This is a genomic window from Granulicella sp. L60, assembly GCF_009765825.1.
GTDB lineage: Bacteria > Acidobacteriota > Terriglobia > Terriglobales > Acidobacteriaceae > Edaphobacter.
This window is the reverse complement of sequence record NZ_LMUR01000010.1, coordinates 531,845-556,327: the sequence shown is the minus strand read 5'-3', so window position 1 is coordinate 556,327 and position 24,483 is coordinate 531,845. Positions and strand designations below refer to the sequence as shown.

Below are 24,483 nucleotides of genomic sequence, written 5' to 3'. Positions count from 1 at the left end.
ATCATGGCAATCGACCGCGAAAAATTCTACGAGTGCGAAGTAAAACGTCGCCGCGTCAAAGCAACCGGTGGCTACGAGCCATTCTGGAAGATCAAACCCATCGCCGTCGCCCTCGAAGACAACGACACCGAGTTCCGCTGCAAGGACTGCGGAGGCCCCGTCAAGCTCTACAAGCGTCGCACCGAAGACGGAGCTGCCTCTCACATTGAGCACAAGCTCAAGAGCGACTCCGAGTACTGCCTCGCCGGCATGCACTTCCTCAAAGCCACCGACGGTCGCCAGTCCCGCATGTCCCAAACGCCAGTTCGCTGAAGTCACATCGCCCGTCGAGGTAAGTAATACGTGTCACAGTCCGCGCCCGTTGTCTCGTCCGACCTGAAGCAGCTCGCCTCCGAAGTCCTCGCAAAGGCCCTCAAAGCCGGAGCCACCGACGCCGAAGCTGTCGTCTACGAGGGCGATGAGTTCTCCGCCCTCGTGCGTCTGGGCCAGGTCGAAACCCTCAAAGAATCCGGCTCCCGTGCCGTCGGCCTGCGCGTCTTCATCGCATCCGGCAACGCCCAGCGCACCGCCAGCACCTCCTCGTCCGACTTCTCCGCCGAGAGCATCGCTCGCCTCGTCGAAGGCGCAGTCACCCTCGCCAGGATCACCAGCGAAGACCCCTTCGCCGGTCTCCCCGAAGCGCACGAGTTCGGCCAGATCGACGAAGATCAGCACCTCTACTTCGAAGACGTTAACCAGATGCCGCCCGCCGAGCGCATCGAGATCGCACGACGCACCGAAGCAGCGGCCATGGCCTACGACGCCCGCATCCAGAACTCCGGCGGCGGCGACTTCGACACCTCCACCTCGCACAAGATCCTGATGAACTCCCGCGGCTTCATCGGCGAATACCGTCGCAGCTACTGCGGCTTCTCCGCCGCGCCCATCGCCCACGACGAAAACGGCAACATGCAGCGCAACTACTGGTACTCCAGCGCCCGCACCACCAGGAAGCTCGAGAACCCCGAAGCAATAGGTCACGAAGCCGCCCGCCGCACCCTTAAGCGCCTCGGCGCCCGCCAGGTCAAAACGCAAAAAGCCCCCGTCGTCTTCTCACCCGAGATCGCCCGCAGCATCATCGGCAACATCTTCGACGCGGCCAACGGCGACGCCATCTACCGCAACGCCTCCTTCTTCAGCGGCCTCCTCGGCGAACAGGTCGCCGGAGAAAACATCACCGTCATCGACGACGGCACCATCGTCTTCGGCGGCAAAGACAGCGGAAAAGACAGCAGCGACATCAAGACCGGCGGCTTCGGCACCCGTCCCTTCGACGGCGAAGGCCTGCCCACCCGCCGCACCGTCCTCGTCGAACGCGGCATCCTCAAGAACTACGTCATGAACACCTACACCGCGCGCAAGCTCAACATGCACTCCACCGGCAACGCCTCTCGCGGTCTCGCCGGAAACCCCGGCATCGGCGCAGGCAACTTCTTCCTCGAAGCCGGCACGCTCACACCAGACGAGATCATCGGCGACATCAAATCCGGCCTCTACGTCACCGAGACCATGGGCTTCGGCGTCAACCTCGTAACCGGCGACTACTCCCAGGGCGCAAGCGGCATGTGGATCGAGAACGGCGAGATCGCCTACCCCGTCGAAGAGATCACCATCGCAGGAAATCTCAAAGACATGTACCGCAACATCGTCGGCATCGGCAATGATCTCGTCTTCCGCGGAGCAAGCGCAGCGCCTACAATTCGCATCGAAGGTATGACGATCGCAGGTGCGTAGCAATTAGTTCCTACAATGGGTCGCCAAACTCGCGTCGTGTGTCGCGAGCACTCTGCCATGATGTCCAGACGAAAGCCACTCTCAATACAAACCAGAGAAACACAGCCATCGCTAGCAAAAGGAGATACTTCCCTGTAGTGTCCCAGTAACGATGCAAGGAGTGCCCATATAAAAATGGGTCGATGCAGAGAAGATTCAGAAGAAGTGCCGCACCTGCCCAAATAGCTGCCCTCCTCATCTTTCTGTGCCGCGCTTGAACATACTCTTCGAACTCGGCGGCTTCATTCGCATTCCACTGCTCTTGCGGTTCGACGTTAAACACTTTGGGCCTCTTCCGAAATCAAGTAATTCATCTTAGCCTCTGCAAATTTTTGCGACTACAATTCAGCCTGTGGCAGCGATCTTCCATTTCGAGCACGTCGTCCTCTTCACCCCAGACCACGCCGAAGAGATTCTGCGCGCTATCCCTGCACAACCCGGCATCTTCGCGCTCTACGGCGCACGCCCGGAAGACTCGCCCTACCTGACCCAGACCACGGATATTCGACGGCGCATGCGTCGTCTCCTCGACCCGCCCGAGTCGCAGTCCAAACGCCTCAATCTCCGCGAAAAAGTCGCACGCATCGAGTACTGCATCACCGGCTCCACCTTCGAGTCCTCTCTCGTCCTCTATCAAGCCACCGCCGCACTCTTCGGATACGCTGAGGCCCGCCGCCGTCTCAAGCTGCACACGCCCTACTTCCTCCGCCTCACTATGGAGAACGCGCACCCCCGCGTCTATCCCACCAACAAACTCAACCGCGCCGGGCTCGACCAGATGTACGGCCCCTTCCCCTCGCGCCTCTCCGCCGAACGATACTGCGACGCCGTCCTCGATCTCTTCAAACTCCGCCGCTGCTACGAAGATCTCCAGCCCTATCCCGAGCACCCCGGCTGCGTCTACCAGGAGATGAAGAAGTGTCTCGCGCCCTGCAACCTCGCCTGCACGCCCGACGAGTACGCAGCGGAGGCCAAAGCCGTCAAACGCTTCTTCGACACCCTCGGCGAGAGCATGATCATCGACATCGGACTCGAACGCGAAGAAGCCTCCTCCGCCATGAAGTTCGAAAAAGCCGCCGCACTCCATGCGCAGTGGCAGAAGGTCAAAGCAACGCAAACCCTCGCCGACTGGATCGTGCGTCCCATCCCGAAGCTCCGCGCCGTCATCGTCCAAACCGCAGCGCAACAAGACGACTCCACCGAGCAGGCCGCGCTCTTCCTCCTCGACGGCGGCTGCATCGTCGGCCCCGAACATCTCTCCACCCTCGGCGTCCGCGCCGTCCGCGAGCAGACCTCCGTCGGCAGCTCTCTCTTCGCCCAACCCCTCATGCTCCAAGCCGTCCCGCTGGAAGGCGCATCCGCAGACGGCGTCCAAAGCTCACCCGAAACCCGCGCCGCGCAAGCCATCGCCGCACTCGAAGCCAAAGTCGGCGCCACCAACGATCTCGCCCTCCTCAGCGATCACCTCTCCCTCGTGCGCCGCTGGTACTACCGTCCCGAGAAGCAGCGCACCGGCGAGATCTTCCTCTCCGGCGACGACGGCAGCTGGCGCATCCGCAGCATCCTTCGCGGCGCCGCCCGCATGGTCATCGGCGACCCCAAGCCCATGGCCGAGACCAGCCGCGATGCAGCCAAAGCCGCGCGCACAAAGATCCTCCACGAAGGCCGTCCCGACGTCGAGCGCGAAGTCCCCATCGTCCCCAAAAATCTCGCACCCCACTCAGACAAGCCCACCAGCGAAGCCGAATAATCGTTCTCACAAACTCCCACACTCCCAGCCTCATCCTTCCATCCCCAAACCTATCCCACCCCCGCTCCCGCTGATAGACTTGCACTCAGGAGCGAACCCTCGTGATTGAACTGGCAGCATCCATCCTGGCCTCCGACTTCGCCCACCTCGCCGACGACGTAGCCGCAGCCGAACGCGGCGGAGCCACCATCCTCCACGTCGACATCATGGACGGCCACTTCGTCCCCAACATCACCTTCGGCCCGCCCATGGTCAAGGCCCTGCGCCCCGTCACCAAACTCCCCCTCGACTGCCACATGATGGTTGAGAATCCCGACGCCTTCATCGCCGACTTCGCCGAAGCCGGTGCCGACCTCATGAGCGTCCACCAAGAGGTCTGCCGCCACCTGCACCGTACCCTTCAGCAGATCGTCCACCACGGCATGCTTCCCGGCGTCGTCCTCAACCCCGCCACCCCGGTCGACACCCTCATCGAAGTCCTTCCCATGCTTCACTATGTCCTCGTCATGAGCGTCAACCCCGGCTTCGGCGGCCAGAAGTTTCTTCCCCTCGCCCTCGACAAGATCGCCCACCTCGCAGAGCTCCGCGAAGAGATGGGCCTCAACTTTCGCATCGAAGTCGACGGCGGCGTCGCTCACGATACCGTCGCCCAGGTCGTCGAAGCAGGAGCGGACATGCTCGTCGCCGGCTCCGCCATCTTCGCCCCCGGCAAGACCGAACAGAACGCCAAGGATTTCCTCAAACTCGCTCGCGCAGCAACTCCGGCACAACTCTGACCGGAGCGTTTAGAATAGATGGCAGCAGCCTGGGCGAACTTGGACGCCAGGCAGATTGGGTTTACAGCGGATGAACAAGCGTTCTTTTTTTCCCAGTGTCAGGGCCAGCTCGCTGGCAGGACTTGCCATTGCCGGGCTTCTGATCTCTTCCTTCAGTGCCATCGCACAGGTCACCGGTAACTCGCAGGGCACCACCGACGCCAACGGCCAGCAGCACGAGAGCGTGACTCTCTCCTCTCCCGTCGGCAAGAAGGACGATAAAGTCGTCCAGTCCAAAGACACGAAGAAAGAGCTCCGCAAGGAAAAAGGCCTCGTCGCCCCCGACGCCAGCCTTCCCGACAAGGTCCTCTACGACAAAGCCGTCGACGCCACCAAGCGCGGCCACTTCGACGTCGCCCGCCTCGACCTCCAGACCCTCCTCAACACCTATCCCGACTCGCAGTACCAGATGAAAGCCAAGCTCGCCATCGGCGATAGCTGGTACAAGGAAGGCGGCACCGCTGCCCTCACCCAGGCCGAGCAGGAGTACAAAGACTTCATCACCTTCTTCCCCAATGCACCCGAGGCTGCCGAGGCCCAGATGCGCGTCGGCGACATCTACTTCCGCCAGATGGACAAGCCCGACCGTGACTACGCCAAGGCCGTCCACGCCGAAGAAGAGTACCGCCTCATGCTCCAGCAGTTTCCCGAGTCCACCCTCGTCCCGCAGGCCAAGCAGCGTCTGCGCGAGGTGCAGGAGGTCCTCGCCACACGCGAAGCTTCCATCGGCTCCTTCTACTCCACGCATAGCAACTGGCCCGCCACCATCGCGCGCTACCAGACCGTCGTCGATACCTATCCGCAGTACAGCCACATGGACGACGTCCTCGTCGGCCTCGGCGACGCCTACGAGACCGAGGCACGCTTCGTCCGCAACATGAAGCTCCCCGAAGCAGGCAAGGCAAGACTCGAAAAGATCTACGACGATCAGGCCGCAGCCGCCTACACCAAAGTCGTCCTCGAGCACTCCGCCTCACCCCACGTCGAAGACGCCCGCGAGCGCCTCGACGCCATGAATCTCCCCATCCCGGTCCCAACGCCCGAGCAGGTCGCAGCCAGCGTCGCGCTTGAAAACAGCCGCCGCCAGTACCGCCTGCAGGATCGCGCCAAGCTCCTCGTCCTCCATCAGCCCGACGTCGTCATGGCAGCGCGCGACGGCGAGCCCACCATCACCGACCCATCCCCCACCCTCGCGCCCCACATCACCACGCAGATCATGGCCGACTTCAACACTGCCCTCAAGCCAGGCGCCCCCGCGGCGACCGGCACCCTCGCCGCCAAGCCTGAGACAGGCACCGCCTCACCTGCCAGCGGATCCGGCGATGCAAGCACCAACCCCGCAACCGCGGATGCAGCGCCCGCAACTCCGGCGGCTCCCCTTCAGCTCCAGGACGTTCCTACAGCTGAGTCCGGTGCAATAGGCACGGCAGCTGTCACCAACGTCGAGGGCAACCACCCGGCTCCCCCCGCCAGCAGCTACGCCGCACCAGCCTCCTCCACCGGCAACGGCATGGGAGTCGAGATCCTCAGCCCCGGCGCAACCGCCTCGCCCGCCGCTCCACCCGCTGGCGCTGCACCCGCCGGTGCTGAACCTGCCGCGCGCGCTGCCGGAGTACCCGCAGACAACGGCGGACTCAAGGCCGTTGGCCCGGAGAACTCAACCCCTCTACCCGCAGTAGAAAAGGCCGCTGGAGCCCCTGAGACCACCAACGACATCGCCCCCGGAACCCAGGCCGCCGCACAGGCATCCAACGCCAACGGCAAGAACGGAAAGCCGGGCTTCGACAAGGGCGACGAGTCCTCCAGCAAGCACAAGAAGAAGAAGGGCCTCTCCAAGCTCAACCCCTTCTAAGCTGAATTCGCTTCACTACAAATCAACAAACAAAAAGAGGGATCAGCCGAAAGGCTCATCCCTCTTTTACGTCTCCGATTCGTCACTCCCACCCGCATCCATTACAACGACTGATTCACAGCAGGCCGCCGCCGCACCCGCGGCACAATCGCCGCCGAGAGCAGAATCAGCGCCAGCACCGCAAGCAGCCCGAAAAAAACCGGGCTCAGCGACACCCTCCTCTGCCTGCTTCCCTCCGGCCTCGACACCCGCGACAGATGCCCGCCCAGCACATACGCACTGCCGGAGAGCGAATCGTCCGTCTCATACACCGCATTCCCGCCCAGCACCACCGCATCTCCGCCAATCCGCGCCTGCGAGTCCACCACCGCATTCCCGCCAACCACGGTTGCATGCCCCCGCACCCGCCCACTCACATTCAAGCTGCCGAAGAGCACCAGCACGTTCCCCGTCAGGTCGCCCTCCACCTGCACCGAACAGAACAGGCACATCGCATTATGGATCTGCTGCCCCGAGGCCACAAAGACATCCTGCCCCACGTAGGTACGGCTCCCCGGAGCTGCCTGCGCAAACGCCGCCTGCGCGAGCGTCATCGACATCACCAGCATCATAAGAGACACAACGAATCTAGGCAGCGACGGCTTCAGCAATCTTCCCCCAACATGTACCTGCCTCTGCTGATACGCGCCAGCAGGCCTCGATGTTCCATCCCGCCGCACTCTCCATCAAGAAATAAATCATCGAACAAGAGTACCGATGGCGCCCTCATCCTCGGACACGATCTTCCCTGCACCCCGAACCCTCAGTACCGCCGCCCATTTGGATACGCCGGAAACTGATACCGATTGCGCCTGACGATATAGATAATCAGCCACACAACGCCCGCAAGAATCAGCAGCGGAGCAAACGGCAGCAGCATCCACAGGCGATTCGGCGCAATCGCCCTGTCCCCATGAATCATCGCTCCCGGCGCTAGCGTCGCATCCGCACCCGCGATCGCCACATCTCCGGCAATCTCCGCGCCCTCGCCCAGAGCCAGATTCGCACCCAGCCCAGCCACATCGCCCGAGACATTCCGTCCGCTGTCCACGGTAATCGACCCAAACATCACCGCGATATCGCCCTTCACGTCCCCATGCACGCGCACCGTGCAGAACAAGCACGCGATGTCACCCGCCGTATCTCCATCAGCCACCGTAATCGTGCTTCCTATGGCCACGCGATCATGGCTGGAGTGAGCAAACGCGGGCAGCGCACCCGCAAAGAAAATCGAAACAGCGAGGAGCAATCGAACCATAAAAAACCTCGTGAGCTTAGGGTTGCTGGAATGAAACTTCAACGTTGAACTCAACCATCACCGGCTTGCCGTCCTTCATCGCGGGCCGAAACCTATACTGCCTTACCGCCTTACTCGCGCTCTCATCCAACTCCATGCCCAATCCGCGAACCACACGAACGTGACTCGGAATTCCATGCACGTCGACGTAGAGGTTCACCAATACCGTCCCACTAGCTCCGGTCTGCCGTGCCTTCTCCGGATACTCCGGCTCAACCGAACGGATCAGTACCGGAGCAGAGACGTCACCTCCGACCTTATAAACGCCATGCGTAGCATCCCCTCCACTCGCCTGTGCCGGTGCGGAACCATCGCGCTCCTGCGCAACCGCCGGAGAAGTCAGAACGAAAGAAGAACTGCTCGCAATACTCAACAGCGCCGCCAAACTCAGAAGCGCCGAGAGATACCGTCCAACCATGAAATGCCTCGCGGGGTTAGTGTACGGCGACCGATGTCCCGGGTGAAACCTGATTTTAATATTTGAACTCTCAGAGTCGCCCGCAGCAGCCATAAACGCGCTCCTCTGTCCGCGACACGCAACCGCCCGCAAATGCTACCCTTAAAGCACCGATGAGCGAACAAAACAGTAGTCAGGAACTGCCGAAGGCATACGATCCCTCTGTCATAGAACAACGCTGGGCCGAGTACTGGGTCAAAGAACATCTCTTTGACGTTCCAACCTCGGAAAGTACGTCGGACAAATCCGAAAAGTTCACCATCCTCCTTCCGCCCCCCAACGTCACCGGGCGCCTCCACATGGGCCACATGCTCAACCAGGCGGAGATGGACATCCTTACCCGCTGGCATCGCATGCGCGGCCACACCGCCCTCTGGGTCCCCGGCACCGACCACGCCGGCATCGCCACCCAGATGATGGTCGAGCGCCAGCTCAAAGAACAGGGCACCTCGCGTAAAGAGCTCGGCCGCTCCGCCTTCGTAGAAAAAGTCTGGGCCTGGCGCGAGATCTACGGCTCCGCCATCCTCGATCAGATGAAGCGCCTCGGCGCCTCCGTCGACTGGTCCCGCGAGTACTTCACCATGGACGAGAAGCTCTCACCCGCCGTCAAAGAGGCCTTCGTCCGCCTCTACGAGCAGGGCCTCATCTATCGCGGAGCCTACATCGTCAACTGGGACCCCGCCGCCCAGACCGCCGTCTCCGACCTCGAAGTCGAACACGAAGAGCGCCTCGGCAAGCTCTACTACATCCGCTACCCACTCGCCGACGGATCAGGCCACATCACCATCGCCACCACCCGTCCCGAGACCATGCTCGGCGACACCGCCGTCGTCGTCAACCCCGCCGACGAGCGCTACCTCGCCCTCCACGGCAAACTCGTCGACCTGCCCCTCAGCGGCATCAACGGCGCACCCGATCGCGAGATCCCCATCCTCGCCGACGACTGGGCCAAGCCCGAGTTCGGCACCGGTGCCGTCAAGGTCACGCCCGCCCACGACCCCAACGACTTCGCCATCGGCCAGCGCCACCACCTCGCCAGCCCCAGCATCCTCGACGAGACCGCACGCATCGCCCTTCCCGGCTCGCCCTACCACGGCCTCGACCGCTTCGCCGCACGCGAGCGCATCGTCGCCGACCTCGACGACCTCGGCCTCCTCGAAGCCGTCAAAGACCACACCCTCGCCATCGGCCTCTCCCAGCGCACCGGCGTCATCATCGAGCCGCGCCTCTCCCAGCAGTGGTTCCTCGCCGTCAACAAGACACCTAACACCGGCGGCAACAGCATCGCCGCCAACGCCATCGCCGCCGTCGACAACGGCCATATCAAATTCACCCCCGACCAGTACCGCAAGACCTACGACGAGTGGATGGGCAACATCCACGACTGGTGCATCTCCCGACAACTCTGGTGGGGCCACCGCATCCCCGCCTGGCACTGCAAATCCTGCAACGCCATCACCGTCGCCCGAGAAACCCCAACCCACTGCGGCACCTGCACCTCAGCCGACATAACGCAGGAGACCGACGTTCTCGACACCTGGTTCTCCTCCGGCCTCCTTCCCTTCACCGTCTTCGGCTGGCCCAACACCAACCCCGACACCGGCATGCCGGACCTCACCCCTGACCTCGCCGCCTTCTACCCCACCCAGCTCCTCGTCACCGGCTTCGACATCCTCTTCTTCTGGGTCGCCCGCATGATCATGCTCGGCTGCCACTTCATGCTCGACGTCCCTATGCCCGACGGCAGCAAGCGCACCCTCGCCGACGCCATCCCCTTCCGCGAGGTCTACATCCACGGCCTCGTCCGCGACGCCAACCGCGAGAAGATGTCCAAGACCAAGGGCAACGTCATCAACCCCATCGACATCATCGAGCGCTTCGGCACCGACGCCGTCCGCTTCACCCTCGCCTCCATGGCCTCGCCCGGCACCGACATCGCCTTCTCCGAGGCCCGCACCGAGGGCTACCGCGCCTTCGCTAACAAGATCTGGAACGCCGCCCGCTTCATCTTCATGAACGTCGAACGCGCACGCGAAGCCGGCGTCACCATCGACCTCACCACCCTGCCCCAAGCCCTCACCACCACCCAAGACAACTACATCGAGTCCCGCTGGATTCGCAGCCGCCTCAGCAAGACCTCCGCCCTCGTCAACGCCGCCCTCGTCGACTACCGCTTCGACGAAGCCGCCAACCACCTCTACCAGTTCTTCTGGGGAGACTTCTGCGACTGGTACCTCGAGATGGTCAAGCTCCGTCTCGACTTCGTCGACAAGCCCGACATCCCCTCCCGCACCGCCGCGCTCGCCACCCTCCTCGCCGTCTTCGAAGCCTCCCTGCGTCTCCTCTCGCCCATCATGCCCTTCCTCACCGAAGAGATCTGGCACGCCTTCTACGCTGGCAATCCCCCACTCAAATCCATCGCACTCGCCGCCTACCCCACCGCCGACGACGCCCGCGCCTCCGAAAAAGACATCGCCGACATGGACATCCTCCAGGAGATCATCGTCGCCGTCCGCAGCGTCCGCAAAGACCTCGGCGTCCCCGAAAAAGAGACCGTCCCCATCCAGATCCATCTCGCCGAACCCCACCGCTGGCTCCTCGAAACCGAGTTCGACGCCATCGCCAGACTCGCCCGCGTCGCCTCCATCGAGCTCGCCGACGAACCCCTCAGCGGCCCCAACGTTCGCGGCACCACCAGCTTCGACGTAGCCGTCACCTACGAGCGCCAGATCGACATCCCCGCCGAACGCGAACGCCTCACCAAAGACCTAGCCAAGTACGAAAAAGGCATCACCGCCGCCGACCGCCAGCTCACCAACGAAGCCTTCATGGCCAAAGCCCCGGCCCACATCGTAGACGGTCTCCGCAAGCAATACGCCGAGACCAAAACCCTCTACGACAAAACCAAAACCGCCCTCGACGCCCTGAACTAAGTCCTTCGCAAAGAAAACTCGCCGCGCTAAACCATCGCGGCGAGTCCATCCATCTCAGTCTTCAAAGTCCTCATGCCCCACCGAGGTCCTTCGATCAAACACGTAGCACTCCCCCCGCCACGTACTCGCCTCCTCCGGCACCTCTTCCAGATACTTCAGAATCCCGCCCTTCAGGTGGTACACGTCTGCAAAACCCTCCTGCAGCATGAACGCCGAAGCCTTCTCGCACCGTATCCCACCCGTGCAAAACATCGCCACCTTCCGATGCTTCGCCGGATCGAGATTCTCCCGCACATACGTCACAAACTCCGAAAACTTCCCAATCTCCGGAGCCGTCGCCCCCGCAAAACTTCCAATCTCCGTCTCATAACTATTCCGCGTATCCAGCACCAGCACCTCAGGATCAGCCGTCAGCGCATCCCAATCCTGCGGCAGCACATACTGCCCAGCCTGCGTCGGATCAACCTTCGCCTCGCGAAACGCAATAATCTCCGCCTTCATCCGAAACTTCAGCCGTCCAAACGGCGGCTCATCCGCGAAGGAGAACTTTACCTCCGCCCTGTCGATCCCCACCTTCTCTTCCAGAACCGTCAACAGCCGTTCCATCGTCTCAGCCGACGCCGCCATCGTACCGTTCACGCCCTCGCCGGCAATCAGCATCGTCCCGCGAAGATCGCTACCCTCGAACAACGCGCGCATCTCCTCAGCCAGCGCATCAGGTGCAGGCAACGCGACGAACCGATAAAAGGCTGCAATCGTATAACTCACTCTTTAGATCATAGAATGTCGCGCAAACACGTGCCACCTCTGCCCCGTGCTGTACCATCCCCTGAGCACACGAAAACCTCATGCACCGCAAGCAAAGCAACGGGAGCCAACTCATGCCAGACACTCCAACCGCCACTGAAGACGTCACAGAAATAGCCACCAAAAAAGTTACAAAACAAGTCGCCGGAAAAGACGAGCATCCCTCCGACATCCACATCGGACAACTCACCATCCGTTTCCTCATCGACGGCCCCGCCGCCAACGCCTCCGTGACCATCCTCGAACTAACCGTCCCTCCCTGTGCCGAAGTCCCCGCCTCCCACAGCCACAATGCCTTCGACGAGACCATCTACGGCCTCGAAGGCATCCTCACCATGACCCTCAGCGGTCGCGTCGTCGAAGTCACCCCCGGAGACGTCCTCTACATCCCTCGCGGAGACGTCCACCGCTTCGACAACCCCTCATCCGCCACCGCCCGCGCACTCGCCGTCATCACCCCCGGCATCCTCGGCTCCACCTACTTCCGCGAACTCGCCGCCATCGTCAACGCCGCCACCGGCGGACCGCCCGACCCCGCAGCCATCGCCGCCGTCATGCTCCGCCACGGCCTCACCCCCGCAACATAACAAAGCCCACACACGCCACACCCTCGGAACCAAACCTAAGCCCGCACCGTACAACACCAAGTGCAAAAAACTGTTGTCATTCTGACTCTGAGCCTGTCGAAGGGGAAGAACCCCCATATTTTGCTCGAAGCGCCTCGCTCAACACCGTAAGGGAAAGAATTAGGAGACCGTATTGAACCGTTTCTTACTGAAACAGTCGCTCATCCTCCCCCTCGGAGCCATGCTCGTCCCCATGTTGATGGGCTTCACCATTTCCGGCTACTCCTCCCTCTCCCAGCAGCTCAGCGAACTCGAACTCCTCCATCATCCCGCCGCCCAGGCCACCCGAATCGCAGCCATCGTCTGCGGCGCCTCCATCATCCTCTTCAGCCTCGCCCTCATGCAGCGCGGCCTTCGGCAGTACCTCTTCACCTCGTTCTCCGCCCTCATCTTCGGAGCGAGCATGGTCAGCAACGGCATCTTCGTCATGGGCAGCCCGCTTCACGGCCTCTACGGCATCGGCTTCTTCGTCGTGCTCGTCCCCGCGTTCTTCGCTGCGGAGTTCACACCCACCGCGCACTCCACCACGGTGCGAACCATATCCATGGCCATCGCCGTCTACAACCTGCTCTACATCTGGCTCATGATCACGCGCCTCGATCCCATGGGCTTCCACGGCCTTACCCAGCGCATATCCATCTTCTTCTGGTTCGGCTGGTACTCCTTCGCCAGCTACGCCCTGCTCCACTCCACCAACGCCGCCTCAGCCACAGAGCCCGGCACCGCACACAGCCTCTCCACCCAACCGCGCCTCTCGTAACCAGTGCTCTATCTCACACAAACATTGCCACAAGATTAATTTTCTGCATCAAACTACTCGATGCCTAAAAAAGTAATCTCTATCAAGCCTGCGGACCGTCAGGCCGCGCTGGAAGACCGGCGTCGCCTCAAGATGGCCCGTTCCGCCCACGCCTACGTCCGCGGCAACACCCTCCAGTTCTACGAGTGGCTCAACGCCCACTCCGGCAAAAAACTCCCCCAGGGCCCACCCATCTGGATCTGTGGCGACTGCCACGTCGGCAACCTCGGCCCCGTCGCCAGCGCCGACGGCCTCGTCGAGATCGAGATCCGCGACCTCGACCAGACCGTCATCGGCAACCCCGCCCACGACCTCATCCGCCTCGCCCTCTCCCTCGCCACCGCCGCCCGCGGCTCCGACCTCCCCGGCGTCACCACCGCCCTCATGATCGAACAGATGGTCCTCGGCTACCAGTCCGCGCTCAGCCCCCACCGCGCCAAAAAAATCACCAAAGTCGCGAAAGATGCCGCAGCCCTGCGCCCCATCCAGACCATCCTCCATCAGTCCGTCAACCGCGAGTGGCGTCACCTCGCACACGAACGAATCGAGAACGTCAAACCGACCATCCCACTCGGAGAACGTTTCTGGGCTCTCTCCGACGAAGAAAAACAGGCGATCGAAAAACTCTTCGAAAGCGAAGCCGCCCGCAAACTCATCACCTCCTTCAAACACCGCGACGACGGCGCAAAGATCCGCGTGCTCGACTCCGCCTACTGGATGAAGGGCTGCAGCTCCCTCGGCCGTCTCCGCTACGCCGTCCTCCTCGGCGTCGGCGCAAAGAAGGATAAGGAGTACTGCCTCGTCGACATCAAGCAGGCCGTGCAGGCCGCCGCACCCGCAGCAAAGCACGCCGACATGCCGAAGGACTTCGCCCAGCGTGTCGTCACCGGTGCCTGCAACCTCTCGCCCTACCTCGGCGAACGCATGCTCGCTGCAAAGTTCCTGGGCCGTCCCGTGGTCTTGCGCGAGCTCATGCCGCAGGACCTCAAGCTGGAGATGGATCGCCTCACCCGCGAAGAGGCCGTCGCCGCCGCCAGCTACCTCGCAGCCATCGTAGGCAAAGCCCACGCCCGTCAGATGGACGCCTCCACCAGAAAGAGTTGGGTCGCCGAGCTAAACCGAAACCGCTCCAAGGGCCTCGACGCACCCGGCTGGATGTGGCGCAGCGTGGTCGAACTCGTAGCCAGCCACGAGACCGCCTACCTCGAACACTGCCGCCGCTACGCGATGGCATAAGGAAGTACAAAGCGCCTACGCGGCGAGCGCCCACTTCGTGGGGTGTATACCGCGTCGCCCGGTCCTCCCGTTGGTCGGCACAAAGATCAAAGCGACCAACGGGAGCCTCACCCGAAGGGGTATACAAATCACGAAGTGATCGCCGCCCGCGCAGGGGGACCGGCCGTCAGGCCAAAATAAACCCCAAAAACCTGTCGTATCAAACCCCCTCCACCCAACCTGCAGCGAAACCCCACCAACTCACCACCATCCACCACAAACTCACCAGCAAAAAACCACACCAAAAATCACCCATCCCCTCCAAAAACCCAACAAAACCAATAAAATTACCCCCTCACCACCGCTGTAACTTTTTCTGCCAAATAACAGGTTTAGGATTACAGGATGGACTGGAAGAGCAAACGCATCCGAACCATCCTCGAAGCCGCCCTGGCCGAGGACAAAGCCGCACACGACGTCACCACCGCCCTCACCATCGATCCCGGCCTCCGCGCCTCCGGAACCATCGTCGCCAAGCAGCCCTGCATCATCTCCGGCCTCGGCTGTATCCCCGTGTTTCTAGACATCTTCGGCAAGATGTCCACCTCTCCCGTCGGTCGCTTCGAAGTCATCAGCCACCCCGAGATCTTCGACGGCGTCAAGGTCAAAAAAGGCCAGACCATCGCCGTCATCCGCCACAACGCCGCCGCCATCCTCTCTTGCGAACGCGTCATCCTCAATCTCATGCAGCGCATGAGCGGCATCGCCACCCTCACCAACGACTTCGTTAAAGCCGTATCTGGCACAAAAACCAAGGTGTTAGACACCCGCAAGACCATCCCCGGCCTCCGCGCCCTCGATAAATACGCGGTAAGCTGCGGCGGCGGCGTCAACCACCGCCTCGACCTGCAGGACGGTATCCTCATCAAAAATAACCACATATCCCTCGGCGGAGGCCTGCCCGCCGCACTCGAACACGCCCTCAAAGGCCGCAAAACCGGCCAGATCGTCCAGGTTGAAGTCCGCACCCAGAACGAGCTCGAACAAGCCATCGCCGGCGGCGCAGAGTCCATCCTCCTCGACAACATGACCCCATCCCAGGTGAAGAAAGCGGTCAAACAGATCCGCGCAGCAGCCCCCAAGATCTCCATAGAAGCCTCTGGAAACATGAACTTGAAGACCGTCCGCAAGTACGCTCTGACCGGCGTGGACTTCATCTCGGTCGGCGCACTCACCCACTCCGCCACCGCCGCCGACCTCAGCATGCGCATCACCGCAGACATCTACTGAGGATGCAACGTGCCTGAATCGTTCAACTTGGCCGAGGTTGCCGGCGCGCTCGCGAACACTCCGTTCGCCGGCAACCTGCACCACCTCGCCTCCGTAGACTCCACCAACGCGCTCGCCCTAGAAGCCGCACAAGCCGGTGCACCCCACGGCTCCGTATGGATCGCCGACGAGCAAACCGCCGGACGAGGCCGAGGCGGCCACACCTGGCTCTCCACCCCCGGCGACGGTCTCTACGTCAGCGTCCTGCTGCGCCCCCAGATGACCATCGCCAACGCCCTCTGGCTCTCCCTGGCCACCGGCCTAGCCGCCCAGGAGGCCATCTCCACGGTGGCGAACATCCGGCCAGACATACGCTGGCCCAACGATCTTCTGATCGGCAACAGAAAAGTCGGCGGAATCCTCGTCGAAACCTCAACCACACCCGCCCAATCGACCACTCCGGCCATGCTGCGCCACGCCGTCATCGGCGTAGGTCTAAACCTGAACCACCAGAGTTTTCCACCCGAACTCACCTCTCTCGCCACCTCCCTGCGCCAGGAGACAGGCAAAATATGGCCGCGCGAGCCCATCCTAACCGCTTTTCTTCGGTTGCTAAATCAGCAAATTGCCCTCCTCGAAGAAGAACTAACCGGAATCCGTAGCAGCTCTTCCCTACTCGAACGCTTCTCTGCCGCATCCAGCTGGGTGTGCGGCAGACGCGTCAGCGTCGACGAATCCGGCGGCTATACTGGCGTGACGAATGGCCTTGATGAGCGCGGTTTTCTCCTCGTCACCGGCGACGATGGCACAACACACACCGTCCTCTCCGGCGGAGTACGCGCACAATGACAACAATGACGGTGGGAGACGGCCATGCTGCTGGCAATTGACGTAGGCAACACAAATACAGTCCTCGGACTCTACGAACTGACGAACCAAACGGGTGCCGCGACGTCAGAGATGGCAGCAAACTGGCGAATCACCACGCCCTCCACCAAACAGACCAGCGACGAGTTCGGCGTCCTGCTGCACAATCTATTCGCTCTCAGAGGTTTACAGGTCGGACTCGTCGATGGGATCGCGATCTCATCGGTCGTGCCTTCGCTCGATTCCATGCTGCGCCACGTATGCGAACTCCACTTCAATGTAAAACCGCTGTTCGTCGAACCCGGCATAAAGACTGGTATGCCTATTCTCATCGACAATCCCGCAGACCTGGGCGCGGACAGGCTCGTCAACTGCATAGCAGCCTTCGAGCGTTTCGGGGGACCGTGCATCGTCGTTGACATGGGCACCGCAACCACCTTCGACGTGGTCTCGAAGAAGGGAGAGTTCCTCGGCGGCGCCATCGCCCCAGGCCTCGGCATATCGGCAGAAGCGCTGTTCCTGCGTGCCGCGCGACTCCCACGGATCGAGATAAAGAAACCGGAAAAAGTGATCGGGACCGGAACCATCGATAATATGCAGATCGGTCTCTACTACGGCTATATCGGCCTCGTCGACGGCATCCTCGAGCGCATGCTCGCCGAGATGGGTACAGAGACGAAGACAGTTGCTACCGGCGGATTGGCCGCACTCATTGCGGGCGGCTCCAAATACATCCGGGCAGTGGACGAGATGCTGACGCTGACAGGACTGCGTCTCATCTATGAGCGCAATCTGGACTGCAGCAAGAAGCGCGAGGCATGACCTGCCTAGCGCACTCCGAGCCAGGCTCTTTTAGAAAGCATGCAAAACTACTTTAATTACTTCACGGAGATCGAAGAAAGATTTCAGCAAAGACGCGGTTCCCTGCTGATGCTGTCTACGCTGGACTGGGCGCTGATCGAGACCTGGCGCGAGGCAGGAGTGCCGCTTGAAGCCGTCCTGCGCGGCATAGACAACGCCTTCGATAAGCACGACGCAAAGACCTTGCGCGCATCCCGAAAGACCCGCAAAGTAAATGGTCTTGCATGGTGTGCTCAGAGTGTCCTTGAGGCCGTTGAGCAGGCCATGGACGCGGCCATCGGAGCTGCGCCCGCTACAGGAAACGATGCAACCGACAGCGGCTTCGATAGCATACGAATCGAAAAGTACCTCGAGGAAAATGCCTCTGCCATGGAAGCAGCCCAGCTCAACCCTCCAGCGGATGCGACGGCTGCCGAAGTTGCATCCCGTCTGCGATCCCTCGCTCTCAGCCTGCACGTTGAACCCGCAGGCTCTCTTGAAGAGCTCGATCGCACGCTCACTGTATTAGAAGAAAAGATGTTCGCAGCACTGCTAACCTCCACACAGGAAGAAGAGTTGGTCGCATTGCGCGAACAGGCAGCCCGAGAACTTGCTCCCTACCGTGGCAAGATGCAGGCCGTCCAGATCAAGCAAGTACAGCAGCAGTTTCTTCAGAAGCGAATTCTTGAAGCTTGTAAACTACCTCGCCTCAGCCTCTTTTATATGAGCCACGGATGAAGTTACAAATTGAAAAAGCAGTATACGGCGGCTCTTGCCTTGCTCATCAGTCCGAGGACGCAGAAGCGGGCAAAGCTGTGTTTGTTCCATTCACGCTCCCAGGAGAGATCGTCCAGGCCCACCTGATGGGAGAGAAGAGCGGTTTCGCAGAAGCCTCCTTGCAACAGGTTCTTACCGCCTCCGAAGACCGAGTGCAGGCCCGCTGCACCCACTTCGGCGAGTGTGGCGGCTGCCAATATCAACATGCGAACTATTCAGCGCAGATAAAGATGAAGACAGCCATCCTGCAGGAGACCTTGGAGCGTGCTGGCCTGAGCGAGCTTCCAGAGATCCAGATTCACACAGGACAACCATGGGAGTATCGGAACAGGGTCCGCATGCGGGTTGCCATTGTTGATAGCGTCTTCCGGGTAGGCTATAACCGGCGCAGTTCGAACGAGTTTCTTCCAATCCAGGAGTGTCCAATCTCCGCTCCACTCTTATGGCGCGCTGCAGCAGCCATCCCCCAGATCGCTTCGGAGGATTCACTAGCAGGCCGTTGGACACAACGCGTAACCGAAGTAGAGTTCTTCATCAACGAAGATGAAAAAAAACTTCAGGCATCTCTGTTCCTAAAAAAAGATCAGGCTGGGTTCAAGGAATTTTGCGACCGAATGAAAGATCTGATCCCGGAGTTGATTGGAGCCGGCGTCTTTCTGCTCCCATCATCAGGAACGCAGCGACGAGCCCAGAAGCCTCGAAGTCTCTCGACCTGGGGCGCCGAAGGTTTGAGCTATCGCGCCGCTGACGAGAGTTATTGGATAAGTCGAGGAGGCTTCTTCCAGGTCAATCGCTCACTGATGGATGAACTCATCCACATCGTCAGTTCAGAACGTCAGGGAACGCTCGCCTGGGATCTATACGCAGGCGTCGGCTTGTTTTCGCGAGTACTCACGCGTGGATTCAAGCTGGTCGTAGCGGTCGAAGTAGCTGGAGAAGATCTCGCAAGGTCGTTCAAGGGTCCAGGCCGACACGCTGTTGAGGCCACAACTCTCGACTTTCTCCGTAGCGCAGTCATTCAGCGAGAACGGCCGGATCTGATCGTCATGGATCCCCCGCGTGCAGGCATCGGAGCAGAGGTATGTGTTCTGCTGGGCAGGATCGCGGCGCCAAGAATCGTCTACGTCTCCTGCGACCCGGTCACCCTGGCGCGCGACCTCAAGATGCTGATCGACGTTGGTTACACATTCGAAGAGCTGCACATGGTGGATATGTTTCCTCAGACGTTTCATCTTGAGACGGTCGTGGTTTTGCGGAAGTAATTCCGGCCGTGTTGTGATGAAATGGACTGCAGGTGCGGTCAGCGCGTAGAGCTAGGAAGACCGAGAGTGCGAACGGGCCAAACCCTAATCTTTGGCCGAAGGCAATGGCACGCGTGCCTGCACTCCAGCTTCGCAGATCTCCTCTACTGGCTGCGGTGTGCTGGTTTGCCCTGGGCGAAGTGATGGCGCGCAATCAGGCGCCGGCAGTCGTTCTCCTCATAGCAACTCTCCTTCTCTTCCTCCTCGTCTTTATCGCCGTACGCCGCTCGTTGCGCATCGCCGTCGTTCCACTTGCAGCGCTCTGGATGGCGGCAGGTCTCTGGTCTGCCGAGGTGCAGCCACAGCCGCCAACGCAACACATTCTTGCTGGTTACGCCGACGGCCTGAGCCGCCAGGTCCGCGGTCGTGTCATGCGTATCCGCGAACTTCCTCCTCAACAGCAAGATGCAGATCACGATCAAGAGATCGGCTGGTGGGCCGAAAAGGAGGCTGACGAAGAAGCCGCAACCGTAGGCGCTCTCTCCGTAGATCTTCAGGTGGACGCAATCGAAGAGGTAACTCCCGATATCTCGCAGATGGTCCCGATTACTGGCGGCGTTCGCATGAACGTAATCGCCGGTTCGCCATCCCATAGCAGCGTTCCGTCCGACGCATCCGCTTCGCTTCCCACCTTTCAATGCGGCGATCTCGTCGAAGCTCCGATGCGACTGAGGCTTGCCGAACGTTACCGCGACCCCGGAGCGTGGCAGTACGCAGACTATCTTCTCGCCCAAGGCATCGGCGCTCACTCCAGCGTACGCGCCTCGCAGATTACTTCGCCGCATGGGCTCGAAGCCACGCTTGTAGGTCCTGCCGATCGCACCGCGCTGTTACAGTGCAAAGTCTTTGCCGCACAAAGCTGGGCGTCGAGTCGTGTTCTCGGCTACGTTCACTCCAAAGCAAACCGAGATCTGCCAAAACTGCTCCGCTTGAACGACGACGATGGCGGCATGCTGAACGCGATGCTATTCGGAGATCGTGCAGGACTGAATAAAGCGCAGCGTGTCGGCTTCGAGCGGACAGGCTCATTTCATCTCTTCGTCGTCTCGGGAATGCACGTAGGCCTGTTGGCTGGCCTCGTCTTCTGGCTAGCGCGAAGGATGAAGCTGCGCGACTGGCTGGCCACACTGCTCACCCTAGCTCTTACCTTCGCCTACGCCGTCCTGACCGGCTTCGCCGCCCCCGTTCAACGCGCTCTTTTTATGACCGCCGTCTTCCTCATCGCGCGTCTGCTGTCGCGTGACCGCAACGTACTGAACGCGCTCGGCGCGGCCGCTCTGGCTGTGCTGGTCCTATCTCCTCAAGCCCTCTTCGAAGCCAGCTTCCAGATGACTTTCCTGGCAATCATCGCCATCGGTGGCATCGCGATCCCTTTGGGCGAGCGCAGCTTCCTTCCCTACGCACGCGCCGCAGAAACTCTCTGGGATAAGTGGATCGATATAGGTCTCCCGCCTCCGGTCGCGCAGTTCCGCCTGATGCTCCGCATGTTCAGCGAGGCTCTCGCCGATGCGCTGGGAGGTTGGATTCGCGCACTCCCGTCGCTCCTTGCGCGATGGACTCTCTGGGCTCTCGAACTTACGCTGATCGGCGCAGTGGCAGAGCTGGTGATGGTATTGCCGATGGCCGTCTACTTTCATCGCGCAACCATGTTTGCCGTTCCCACAAACATGCTAAGCGTGCCACTGGTTGCTGTCCTGGCTCCGACGGCTGTCGTAACATTTTGCGCCTCCCTTGTAAGCCCTTGGTTAGCCATGCTGCCGGGTGCGGCAACCGCGCTTCTACTACACGGCATCGCCAGTGTCATCGGTCGCGTAAGCTCGCTGCATGCGGCAGACCAGCGCGTTCCCGCTCCCGCATGGTGGGTCGCTGCACTGGCAGTCGCTGCATGGGCCTTCTGCTGTTGGGCAGTACGAAGATCGCGCGGCTGGGCGTGGATCGCGACCTTCACCTTGCCTCTCGTCGCCCTGCTCGTGCTATGGCCTGAGCCTGCCACGGTATCACCAGGCATGCTGGAGATCACGGCTATCGATGTCGGGCAGGGCGATTCAATCTTTGTCGCAGGACCAGACGGTTCGACCATGCTGATCGATGCCGGCGGTCCCGTAGGCGGAATCACCGAAGCCGCAGAAGCCACAAGCCGGTTCGACATAGGCGAAGAGATCGTATCTCCCTATCTCTGGTCACGCAGGTTCCGCCGCCTCGACGTAATAGTCCTAAGCCATGCTCACAGCGACCACATGGGCGGCATGCCCGCCATCATGCGAAACTTCCGGCCACGAGAGTTATGGGTTAGCATCGATCCCAACTCCACCGCCTACCGTGCTCTGCTGGCAGAGGCGAAGGAACTTGGCGTGGTCGTGCGTCATTTTTATGCGGGAACCCATCTCCCATGGGGAGGCGTGCAGGTGACGATGCTCGCGCCGGAGACCGGCTACATCAACCCTCGCGAACCAGTGAACAACGACTCGCTCGTCATGCGAATCCAATATGACAATGCATCGGTCCTACTCGAAGGCGATGCGGAGGCCCCCAGCGAGCGTGCGATGCTCGCCCATGGAAGGGTAACTGCCGTCACGCTTCTCAAGGTCGGGCACCACGGCAGCCGCACCTCGACCACACAGGAGTTTCTCGACGCAGCAGCTCCAAAGGACGCCGTAATGTCAGTTGGCAAGGGGAATACATTTGGGCACCCCCGATTCGAAGTTATAGAGCGAATCGCACAGGCTCGAACTAAGCTGTATCGAACGGACGAGCTTGGCCTGACGACATTTCTGTTGGGAAGGGACGGGCGAATCCGCGAAGTGGTTGGAACATCCAATCCATAGTGTGTCTTTCAATCGGGAGGGTCTGCATGGAGTTGAACCAGACAAATGTCGATGCCGTTAAACTTACCCCGGAGGAGCGGGCCGAAGAGCAGAAGCTGATCCGCCGGCTGCAGATGATGATGAACATGGTCATGCAGTGCATCGCGCAGGATAGCTCACTCTCCGTCGACGATGCCGCGCAGATGATCGCCGACAGCAGAAAGGCGGCCCTCGCCATGTTCCCTGGCAAAGAGCTCGCCTACGACCTCATTTGGCGCCCTCGCTTTCAACGCCTGATGCGAGAACGTTTTCGCATTATGTAACGAAAATAGTTCCTTATGTCTACCGCCGTGTGACATGGGACTCTGCAGCGGTGATCCTGATAGGCTGGAAGCACCATGCTTATACGTCTCGCAACCAGGGAAGATCTCCCGGCGCTGATGGCGCTCGTAGGCCGCGTAGTCCCGCTAATGCGAGCCGCCGGAAATATGCAATGGAATTCAGACTATCCGAACGAGAGCGTCTTTCAACGCGATATCGATCTTCAACAACTTTGGGTGGCTGAGATCGACGGTCAGGTCGCCGGTGTTGCCGCAATCACCCTGGATCAGGAGCCCGAGTACGCGCAGGCGGACATAGACATCGATGAGCACGCTGTGATCATTCACCGGCTCGCCGTCGATCCCGCACTTCGTCAATCCGGTGTTGGACGCGCTCTGATGCAGCAGGCCGAGGAGGTTGCGAAAGAGCGCAAAGTATTCGTCCTGCGTGTCGATACCAACACCGAAAATGAGGCGACGCAAAGGCTCTTCCCTAAGCTGGGCTATCGTTTGGCTGGAGAGATCAGCTTGGCGATCAGGCCAGGTCAGCGTTTTCTCTGCTACGAGAAACGACTACCCCCGCACTAACCCCGCTCACATTTGTCAGGGATCTATTCCTCAATAGCTTGCTCAACGCATAGGTTAGAATTCGTTGGGACCAACGATGAAGCACCTTGCAGATTACAAAAAAGGAATGTGATGCGCTCAGGCTTTCTCTCCATCCGAACACTGCTAACAATTGCCTTATCACTCGCGACCCCAACTCTCAGCCACGCTCTGGACAACGGACTGGCCAAAACACCCCCAATGGGCTGGAACAGCTGGAACAAGTTCGCATGCGAGGGGCTCAACGAAAAGGTCGTTCGCGAGACCGCAGATGCAATGGTCAGCAACGGCATGAAGGACGCGGGATATCAATTCGTCATCCTCGACGACTGTTGGCAGACGGGACGCGACGCCTCAGGCAACATCGTCGCAGACACAGGACGTTTCCCCTCCGGCATCAAAGCGCTAGCCGACTACATCCACTCAAAGGGCCTGAAATTCGGCATCTACACAGACGTAGGAACAATGACCTGCGCCAAACGTCCTGGCAGCATCGGACACGAGTATCAGGACGCGAAGCAGTATGCGAACTGGGGCGTGGACTATCTGAAAGAGGATTGGTGCAACACTCTTCCGGGTCAGAACAGCGAATCATCCTACACCCTAATGCGTGACGCGCTCGCCGCTTCGGGACGGCCCATCGTCTTCAGCATCTGCGAGTGGGGATCGACCAAACCGTGGCTATGGGCTGGCTCGATAGGAAATCTCTGGCGCGCCACGCCCGATATTCAAGACTGCTGGGACTGCAAAAAAAGCTGGGGCGGCGGCGGCGTAACGCAGATTCTTGACCTGATGAACGGATTGGAAAGCTACGCAGGCCCGGGGCACTGGAACGATCCCGACATGCTCGAGGTCGGCAACGGTGGCATGACCACTACTGAGTACCGGGCACACTTCAGCATGTGGGCCATGTTTTCGGCACCGCTCCTGGCGGGCAACGACATCTCCAACATGACGCCGGATACCAAGGCAATCCTCCTGAATAAAGAGGTCATCGCTATCGATCAAGATGCGCTCGGGCAGCAGGGGCGCAGAGTGAAGAAGATGGGCGACCTTGAGATCTGGTCGAAGCAGCTTCAGGACGGAAGCCGCGCCGTTGCCCTGCTCAATCGCGGACAGTCTGCAGACACCATCTCGGTATCGTGGACCGACATCGGCTATCCCGACACCTTGTCCGCTTCGGTTCGAAACCTGTGGACCGCAAAAGATCTTGGAAGACAGCAGGGCCACTACTCTTCCGAGGTCCCCAGCCACGGCGTCGTCATGTTAACAATCAAGCCGTAGCATCGATGTACGA

22 protein-coding genes are annotated in these 24,483 nt (G+C 60.7%); 18 read left to right on the top strand and 4 right to left on the bottom strand.

Annotated elements, in window-relative coordinates; genetic code table 11:
- Window positions 1–3 precede the first annotated feature (3 nt).
- From GSQ82_RS05520 to GSQ82_RS05500, 5 genes are all read left to right on the top strand, one after another.
- On the top strand, window positions 4–312 hold the full coding sequence (locus GSQ82_RS05520) for a hypothetical protein (RefSeq protein WP_158790994.1): 309 nt from the start codon (window positions 4–6) through the stop codon (window positions 310–312).
- Window positions 313–342: 30 nt separating this feature from the next.
- A complete protein-coding gene (locus GSQ82_RS05515) occupies window positions 343–1,773 on the top strand; it encodes a TldD/PmbA family protein (protein ID WP_158790993.1) in 1,431 nt (476 codons plus the stop codon).
- Between the two features lie 391 nt (window positions 1,774–2,164).
- Window positions 2,165–3,562, top strand: coding sequence for an excinuclease ABC subunit C (locus tag GSQ82_RS05510; RefSeq protein WP_158790992.1), 1,398 nt, complete (start codon window positions 2,165–2,167; stop codon window positions 3,560–3,562).
- 101 nt (window positions 3,563–3,663) lie between these two features.
- Window positions 3,664–4,338 carry a ribulose-phosphate 3-epimerase gene (gene rpe / locus GSQ82_RS05505; RefSeq protein ID WP_158790991.1) on the top strand — a complete coding sequence of 225 codons (675 nt, stop codon included), beginning with the start codon at window positions 3,664–3,666 and terminating at the stop codon, window positions 4,336–4,338.
- A 70-nt stretch (window positions 4,339–4,408) separates the two neighbouring features.
- On the top strand, window positions 4,409–6,229 hold the full coding sequence (locus GSQ82_RS05500) for an outer membrane protein assembly factor BamD (protein WP_158790990.1): 1,821 nt from the start codon (window positions 4,409–4,411) through the stop codon (window positions 6,227–6,229).
- 101 nt (window positions 6,230–6,330) lie between these two features.
- Here GSQ82_RS05500 and GSQ82_RS05495 read toward each other — a convergent pair whose 3' ends face one another.
- The 3 genes from GSQ82_RS05495 to GSQ82_RS05485 form a co-directional block, all read right to left on the bottom strand.
- Window positions 6,331–6,828, bottom strand: coding sequence for a hypothetical protein (locus GSQ82_RS05495; RefSeq protein WP_158790989.1), 498 nt, complete (start codon window positions 6,826–6,828; stop codon window positions 6,331–6,333).
- A 203-nt stretch (window positions 6,829–7,031) separates the two neighbouring features.
- Window positions 7,032–7,526, bottom strand: coding sequence for a hypothetical protein (locus GSQ82_RS05490; RefSeq protein WP_158790988.1), 495 nt, complete (start codon window positions 7,524–7,526; stop codon window positions 7,032–7,034).
- 16 nt (window positions 7,527–7,542) lie between these two features.
- Window positions 7,543–7,983: an energy transducer TonB gene (locus GSQ82_RS05485; RefSeq protein ID WP_254061441.1), complete on the bottom strand. Its 441-nt coding sequence runs from the start codon at window positions 7,981–7,983 to the stop codon at window positions 7,543–7,545.
- A 152-nt stretch (window positions 7,984–8,135) separates the two neighbouring features.
- Between GSQ82_RS05485 and GSQ82_RS05480 the strand changes: the two genes are divergently transcribed.
- Window positions 8,136–10,955 (top strand): valine--tRNA ligase, encoded by a 2,820-nt coding sequence (locus tag GSQ82_RS05480; RefSeq protein WP_158790986.1) that lies wholly within the window; start codon window positions 8,136–8,138, stop codon window positions 10,953–10,955.
- A 54-nt stretch (window positions 10,956–11,009) separates the two neighbouring features.
- Here GSQ82_RS05480 and GSQ82_RS05475 read toward each other — a convergent pair whose 3' ends face one another.
- A complete protein-coding gene (locus tag GSQ82_RS05475) occupies window positions 11,010–11,723 on the bottom strand; it encodes a rhodanese-related sulfurtransferase (protein WP_158790985.1) in 714 nt (237 codons plus the stop codon).
- A 113-nt stretch (window positions 11,724–11,836) separates the two neighbouring features.
- Between GSQ82_RS05475 and GSQ82_RS05470 the strand changes: the two genes are divergently transcribed.
- The 12 genes from GSQ82_RS05470 to GSQ82_RS05415 all read left to right on the top strand — a co-directional run bounded on the left by GSQ82_RS05470 (window position 11,837) and on the right by GSQ82_RS05415 (window position 24,470).
- The gene (locus GSQ82_RS05470; protein WP_158790984.1) at window positions 11,837–12,349 is read left to right on the top strand and encodes a cupin domain-containing protein; all 513 of its coding nucleotides are present in this window, start codon (window positions 11,837–11,839) and stop codon (window positions 12,347–12,349) included.
- A gap of 172 nt (window positions 12,350–12,521) precedes the next feature.
- Window positions 12,522–13,148, top strand: a complete 627-nt coding sequence (locus tag GSQ82_RS05465; RefSeq protein ID WP_158790983.1) for a DUF998 domain-containing protein — start codon at window positions 12,522–12,524, stop codon at window positions 13,146–13,148.
- 60 nt (window positions 13,149–13,208) lie between these two features.
- Window positions 13,209–14,423 (top strand): DUF2252 family protein, encoded by a 1,215-nt coding sequence (locus GSQ82_RS05460; RefSeq protein ID WP_158790982.1) that lies wholly within the window; start codon window positions 13,209–13,211, stop codon window positions 14,421–14,423.
- A gap of 384 nt (window positions 14,424–14,807) precedes the next feature.
- Complete coding sequence (gene nadC / locus GSQ82_RS05455; RefSeq protein ID WP_158790981.1) at window positions 14,808–15,692, top strand: carboxylating nicotinate-nucleotide diphosphorylase; 885 nt, start codon at window positions 14,808–14,810, stop codon at window positions 15,690–15,692.
- Window positions 15,693–15,701: 9 nt separating this feature from the next.
- The gene (locus GSQ82_RS05450; RefSeq protein ID WP_158790980.1) at window positions 15,702–16,520 is read left to right on the top strand and encodes a biotin--[acetyl-CoA-carboxylase] ligase; all 819 of its coding nucleotides are present in this window, start codon (window positions 15,702–15,704) and stop codon (window positions 16,518–16,520) included.
- A 24-nt stretch (window positions 16,521–16,544) separates the two neighbouring features.
- Complete coding sequence (locus GSQ82_RS05445) at window positions 16,545–17,360, top strand: type III pantothenate kinase (RefSeq protein ID WP_158790979.1); 816 nt, start codon at window positions 16,545–16,547, stop codon at window positions 17,358–17,360.
- A 39-nt stretch (window positions 17,361–17,399) separates the two neighbouring features.
- Window positions 17,400–18,116 (top strand): hypothetical protein, encoded by a 717-nt coding sequence (locus tag GSQ82_RS05440; protein ID WP_158790978.1) that lies wholly within the window; start codon window positions 17,400–17,402, stop codon window positions 18,114–18,116.
- Complete coding sequence (gene rlmD, locus GSQ82_RS05435) at window positions 18,113–19,417, top strand: 23S rRNA (uracil(1939)-C(5))-methyltransferase RlmD (protein WP_158790977.1); 1,305 nt, start codon at window positions 18,113–18,115, stop codon at window positions 19,415–19,417. Before GSQ82_RS05440 ends, rlmD begins: the two co-directional genes overlap by 4 nt.
- Window positions 19,418–19,521: 104 nt before the next feature.
- On the top strand, window positions 19,522–22,281 hold the full coding sequence (locus tag GSQ82_RS05430) for a ComEC/Rec2 family competence protein (protein ID WP_158790976.1): 2,760 nt from the start codon (window positions 19,522–19,524) through the stop codon (window positions 22,279–22,281).
- Between the two features lie 26 nt (window positions 22,282–22,307).
- Window positions 22,308–22,583, top strand: coding sequence for a hypothetical protein (locus GSQ82_RS05425; RefSeq protein ID WP_158790975.1), 276 nt, complete (start codon window positions 22,308–22,310; stop codon window positions 22,581–22,583).
- Window positions 22,584–22,658: 75 nt separating this feature from the next.
- Window positions 22,659–23,168, top strand: a complete 510-nt coding sequence (locus GSQ82_RS05420) for a GNAT family N-acetyltransferase (protein WP_158790974.1) — start codon at window positions 22,659–22,661, stop codon at window positions 23,166–23,168.
- Between the two features lie 111 nt (window positions 23,169–23,279).
- Window positions 23,280–24,470, top strand: a complete 1,191-nt coding sequence (locus GSQ82_RS05415) for a glycoside hydrolase family 27 protein (RefSeq protein ID WP_158790973.1) — start codon at window positions 23,280–23,282, stop codon at window positions 24,468–24,470.
- The last annotated feature ends 13 nt before the right edge of the window (window positions 24,471–24,483 follow it).

Coding starts and splice junctions, on each gene's coding strand:
- GSQ82_RS05520 (WP_158790994.1), top strand. CDS start 4: ATGGCAATCGACCGCGAAAAATTCTACGAGTGCGAAGTAAAACGTCGC.
- GSQ82_RS05500 (WP_158790990.1), top strand. CDS start 4,409: ATGAACAAGCGTTCTTTTTTTCCCAGTGTCAGGGCCAGCTCGCTGGCA.
- GSQ82_RS05495 (WP_158790989.1), bottom strand. CDS start 6,828: ATGTCGATGACGCTCGCGCAGGCGGCGTTTGCGCAGGCAGCTCCGGGG.
- GSQ82_RS05490 (WP_158790988.1), bottom strand. CDS start 7,526: ATGGTTCGATTGCTCCTCGCTGTTTCGATTTTCTTTGCGGGTGCGCTG.
- GSQ82_RS05485 (WP_254061441.1), bottom strand. CDS start 7,983: ATGGTTGGACGGTATCTCTCGGCGCTTCTGAGTTTGGCGGCGCTGTTG.
- GSQ82_RS05480 (WP_158790986.1), top strand. CDS start 8,136: ATGAGCGAACAAAACAGTAGTCAGGAACTGCCGAAGGCATACGATCCC.
- GSQ82_RS05470 (WP_158790984.1), top strand. CDS start 11,837: ATGCCAGACACTCCAACCGCCACTGAAGACGTCACAGAAATAGCCACC.
- GSQ82_RS05460 (WP_158790982.1), top strand. CDS start 13,209: ATGCCTAAAAAAGTAATCTCTATCAAGCCTGCGGACCGTCAGGCCGCG.
- nadC (WP_158790981.1), top strand. CDS start 14,808: ATGGACTGGAAGAGCAAACGCATCCGAACCATCCTCGAAGCCGCCCTG.
- GSQ82_RS05445 (WP_158790979.1), top strand. CDS start 16,545: ATGCTGCTGGCAATTGACGTAGGCAACACAAATACAGTCCTCGGACTC.
- GSQ82_RS05440 (WP_158790978.1), top strand. CDS start 17,400: ATGCAAAACTACTTTAATTACTTCACGGAGATCGAAGAAAGATTTCAG.
- rlmD (WP_158790977.1), top strand. CDS start 18,113: ATGAAGTTACAAATTGAAAAAGCAGTATACGGCGGCTCTTGCCTTGCT.
- GSQ82_RS05430 (WP_158790976.1), top strand. CDS start 19,522: ATGGCACGCGTGCCTGCACTCCAGCTTCGCAGATCTCCTCTACTGGCT.
- GSQ82_RS05425 (WP_158790975.1), top strand. CDS start 22,308: ATGGAGTTGAACCAGACAAATGTCGATGCCGTTAAACTTACCCCGGAG.
- GSQ82_RS05420 (WP_158790974.1), top strand. CDS start 22,659: ATGCTTATACGTCTCGCAACCAGGGAAGATCTCCCGGCGCTGATGGCG.
- GSQ82_RS05415 (WP_158790973.1), top strand. CDS start 23,280: ATGCGCTCAGGCTTTCTCTCCATCCGAACACTGCTAACAATTGCCTTA.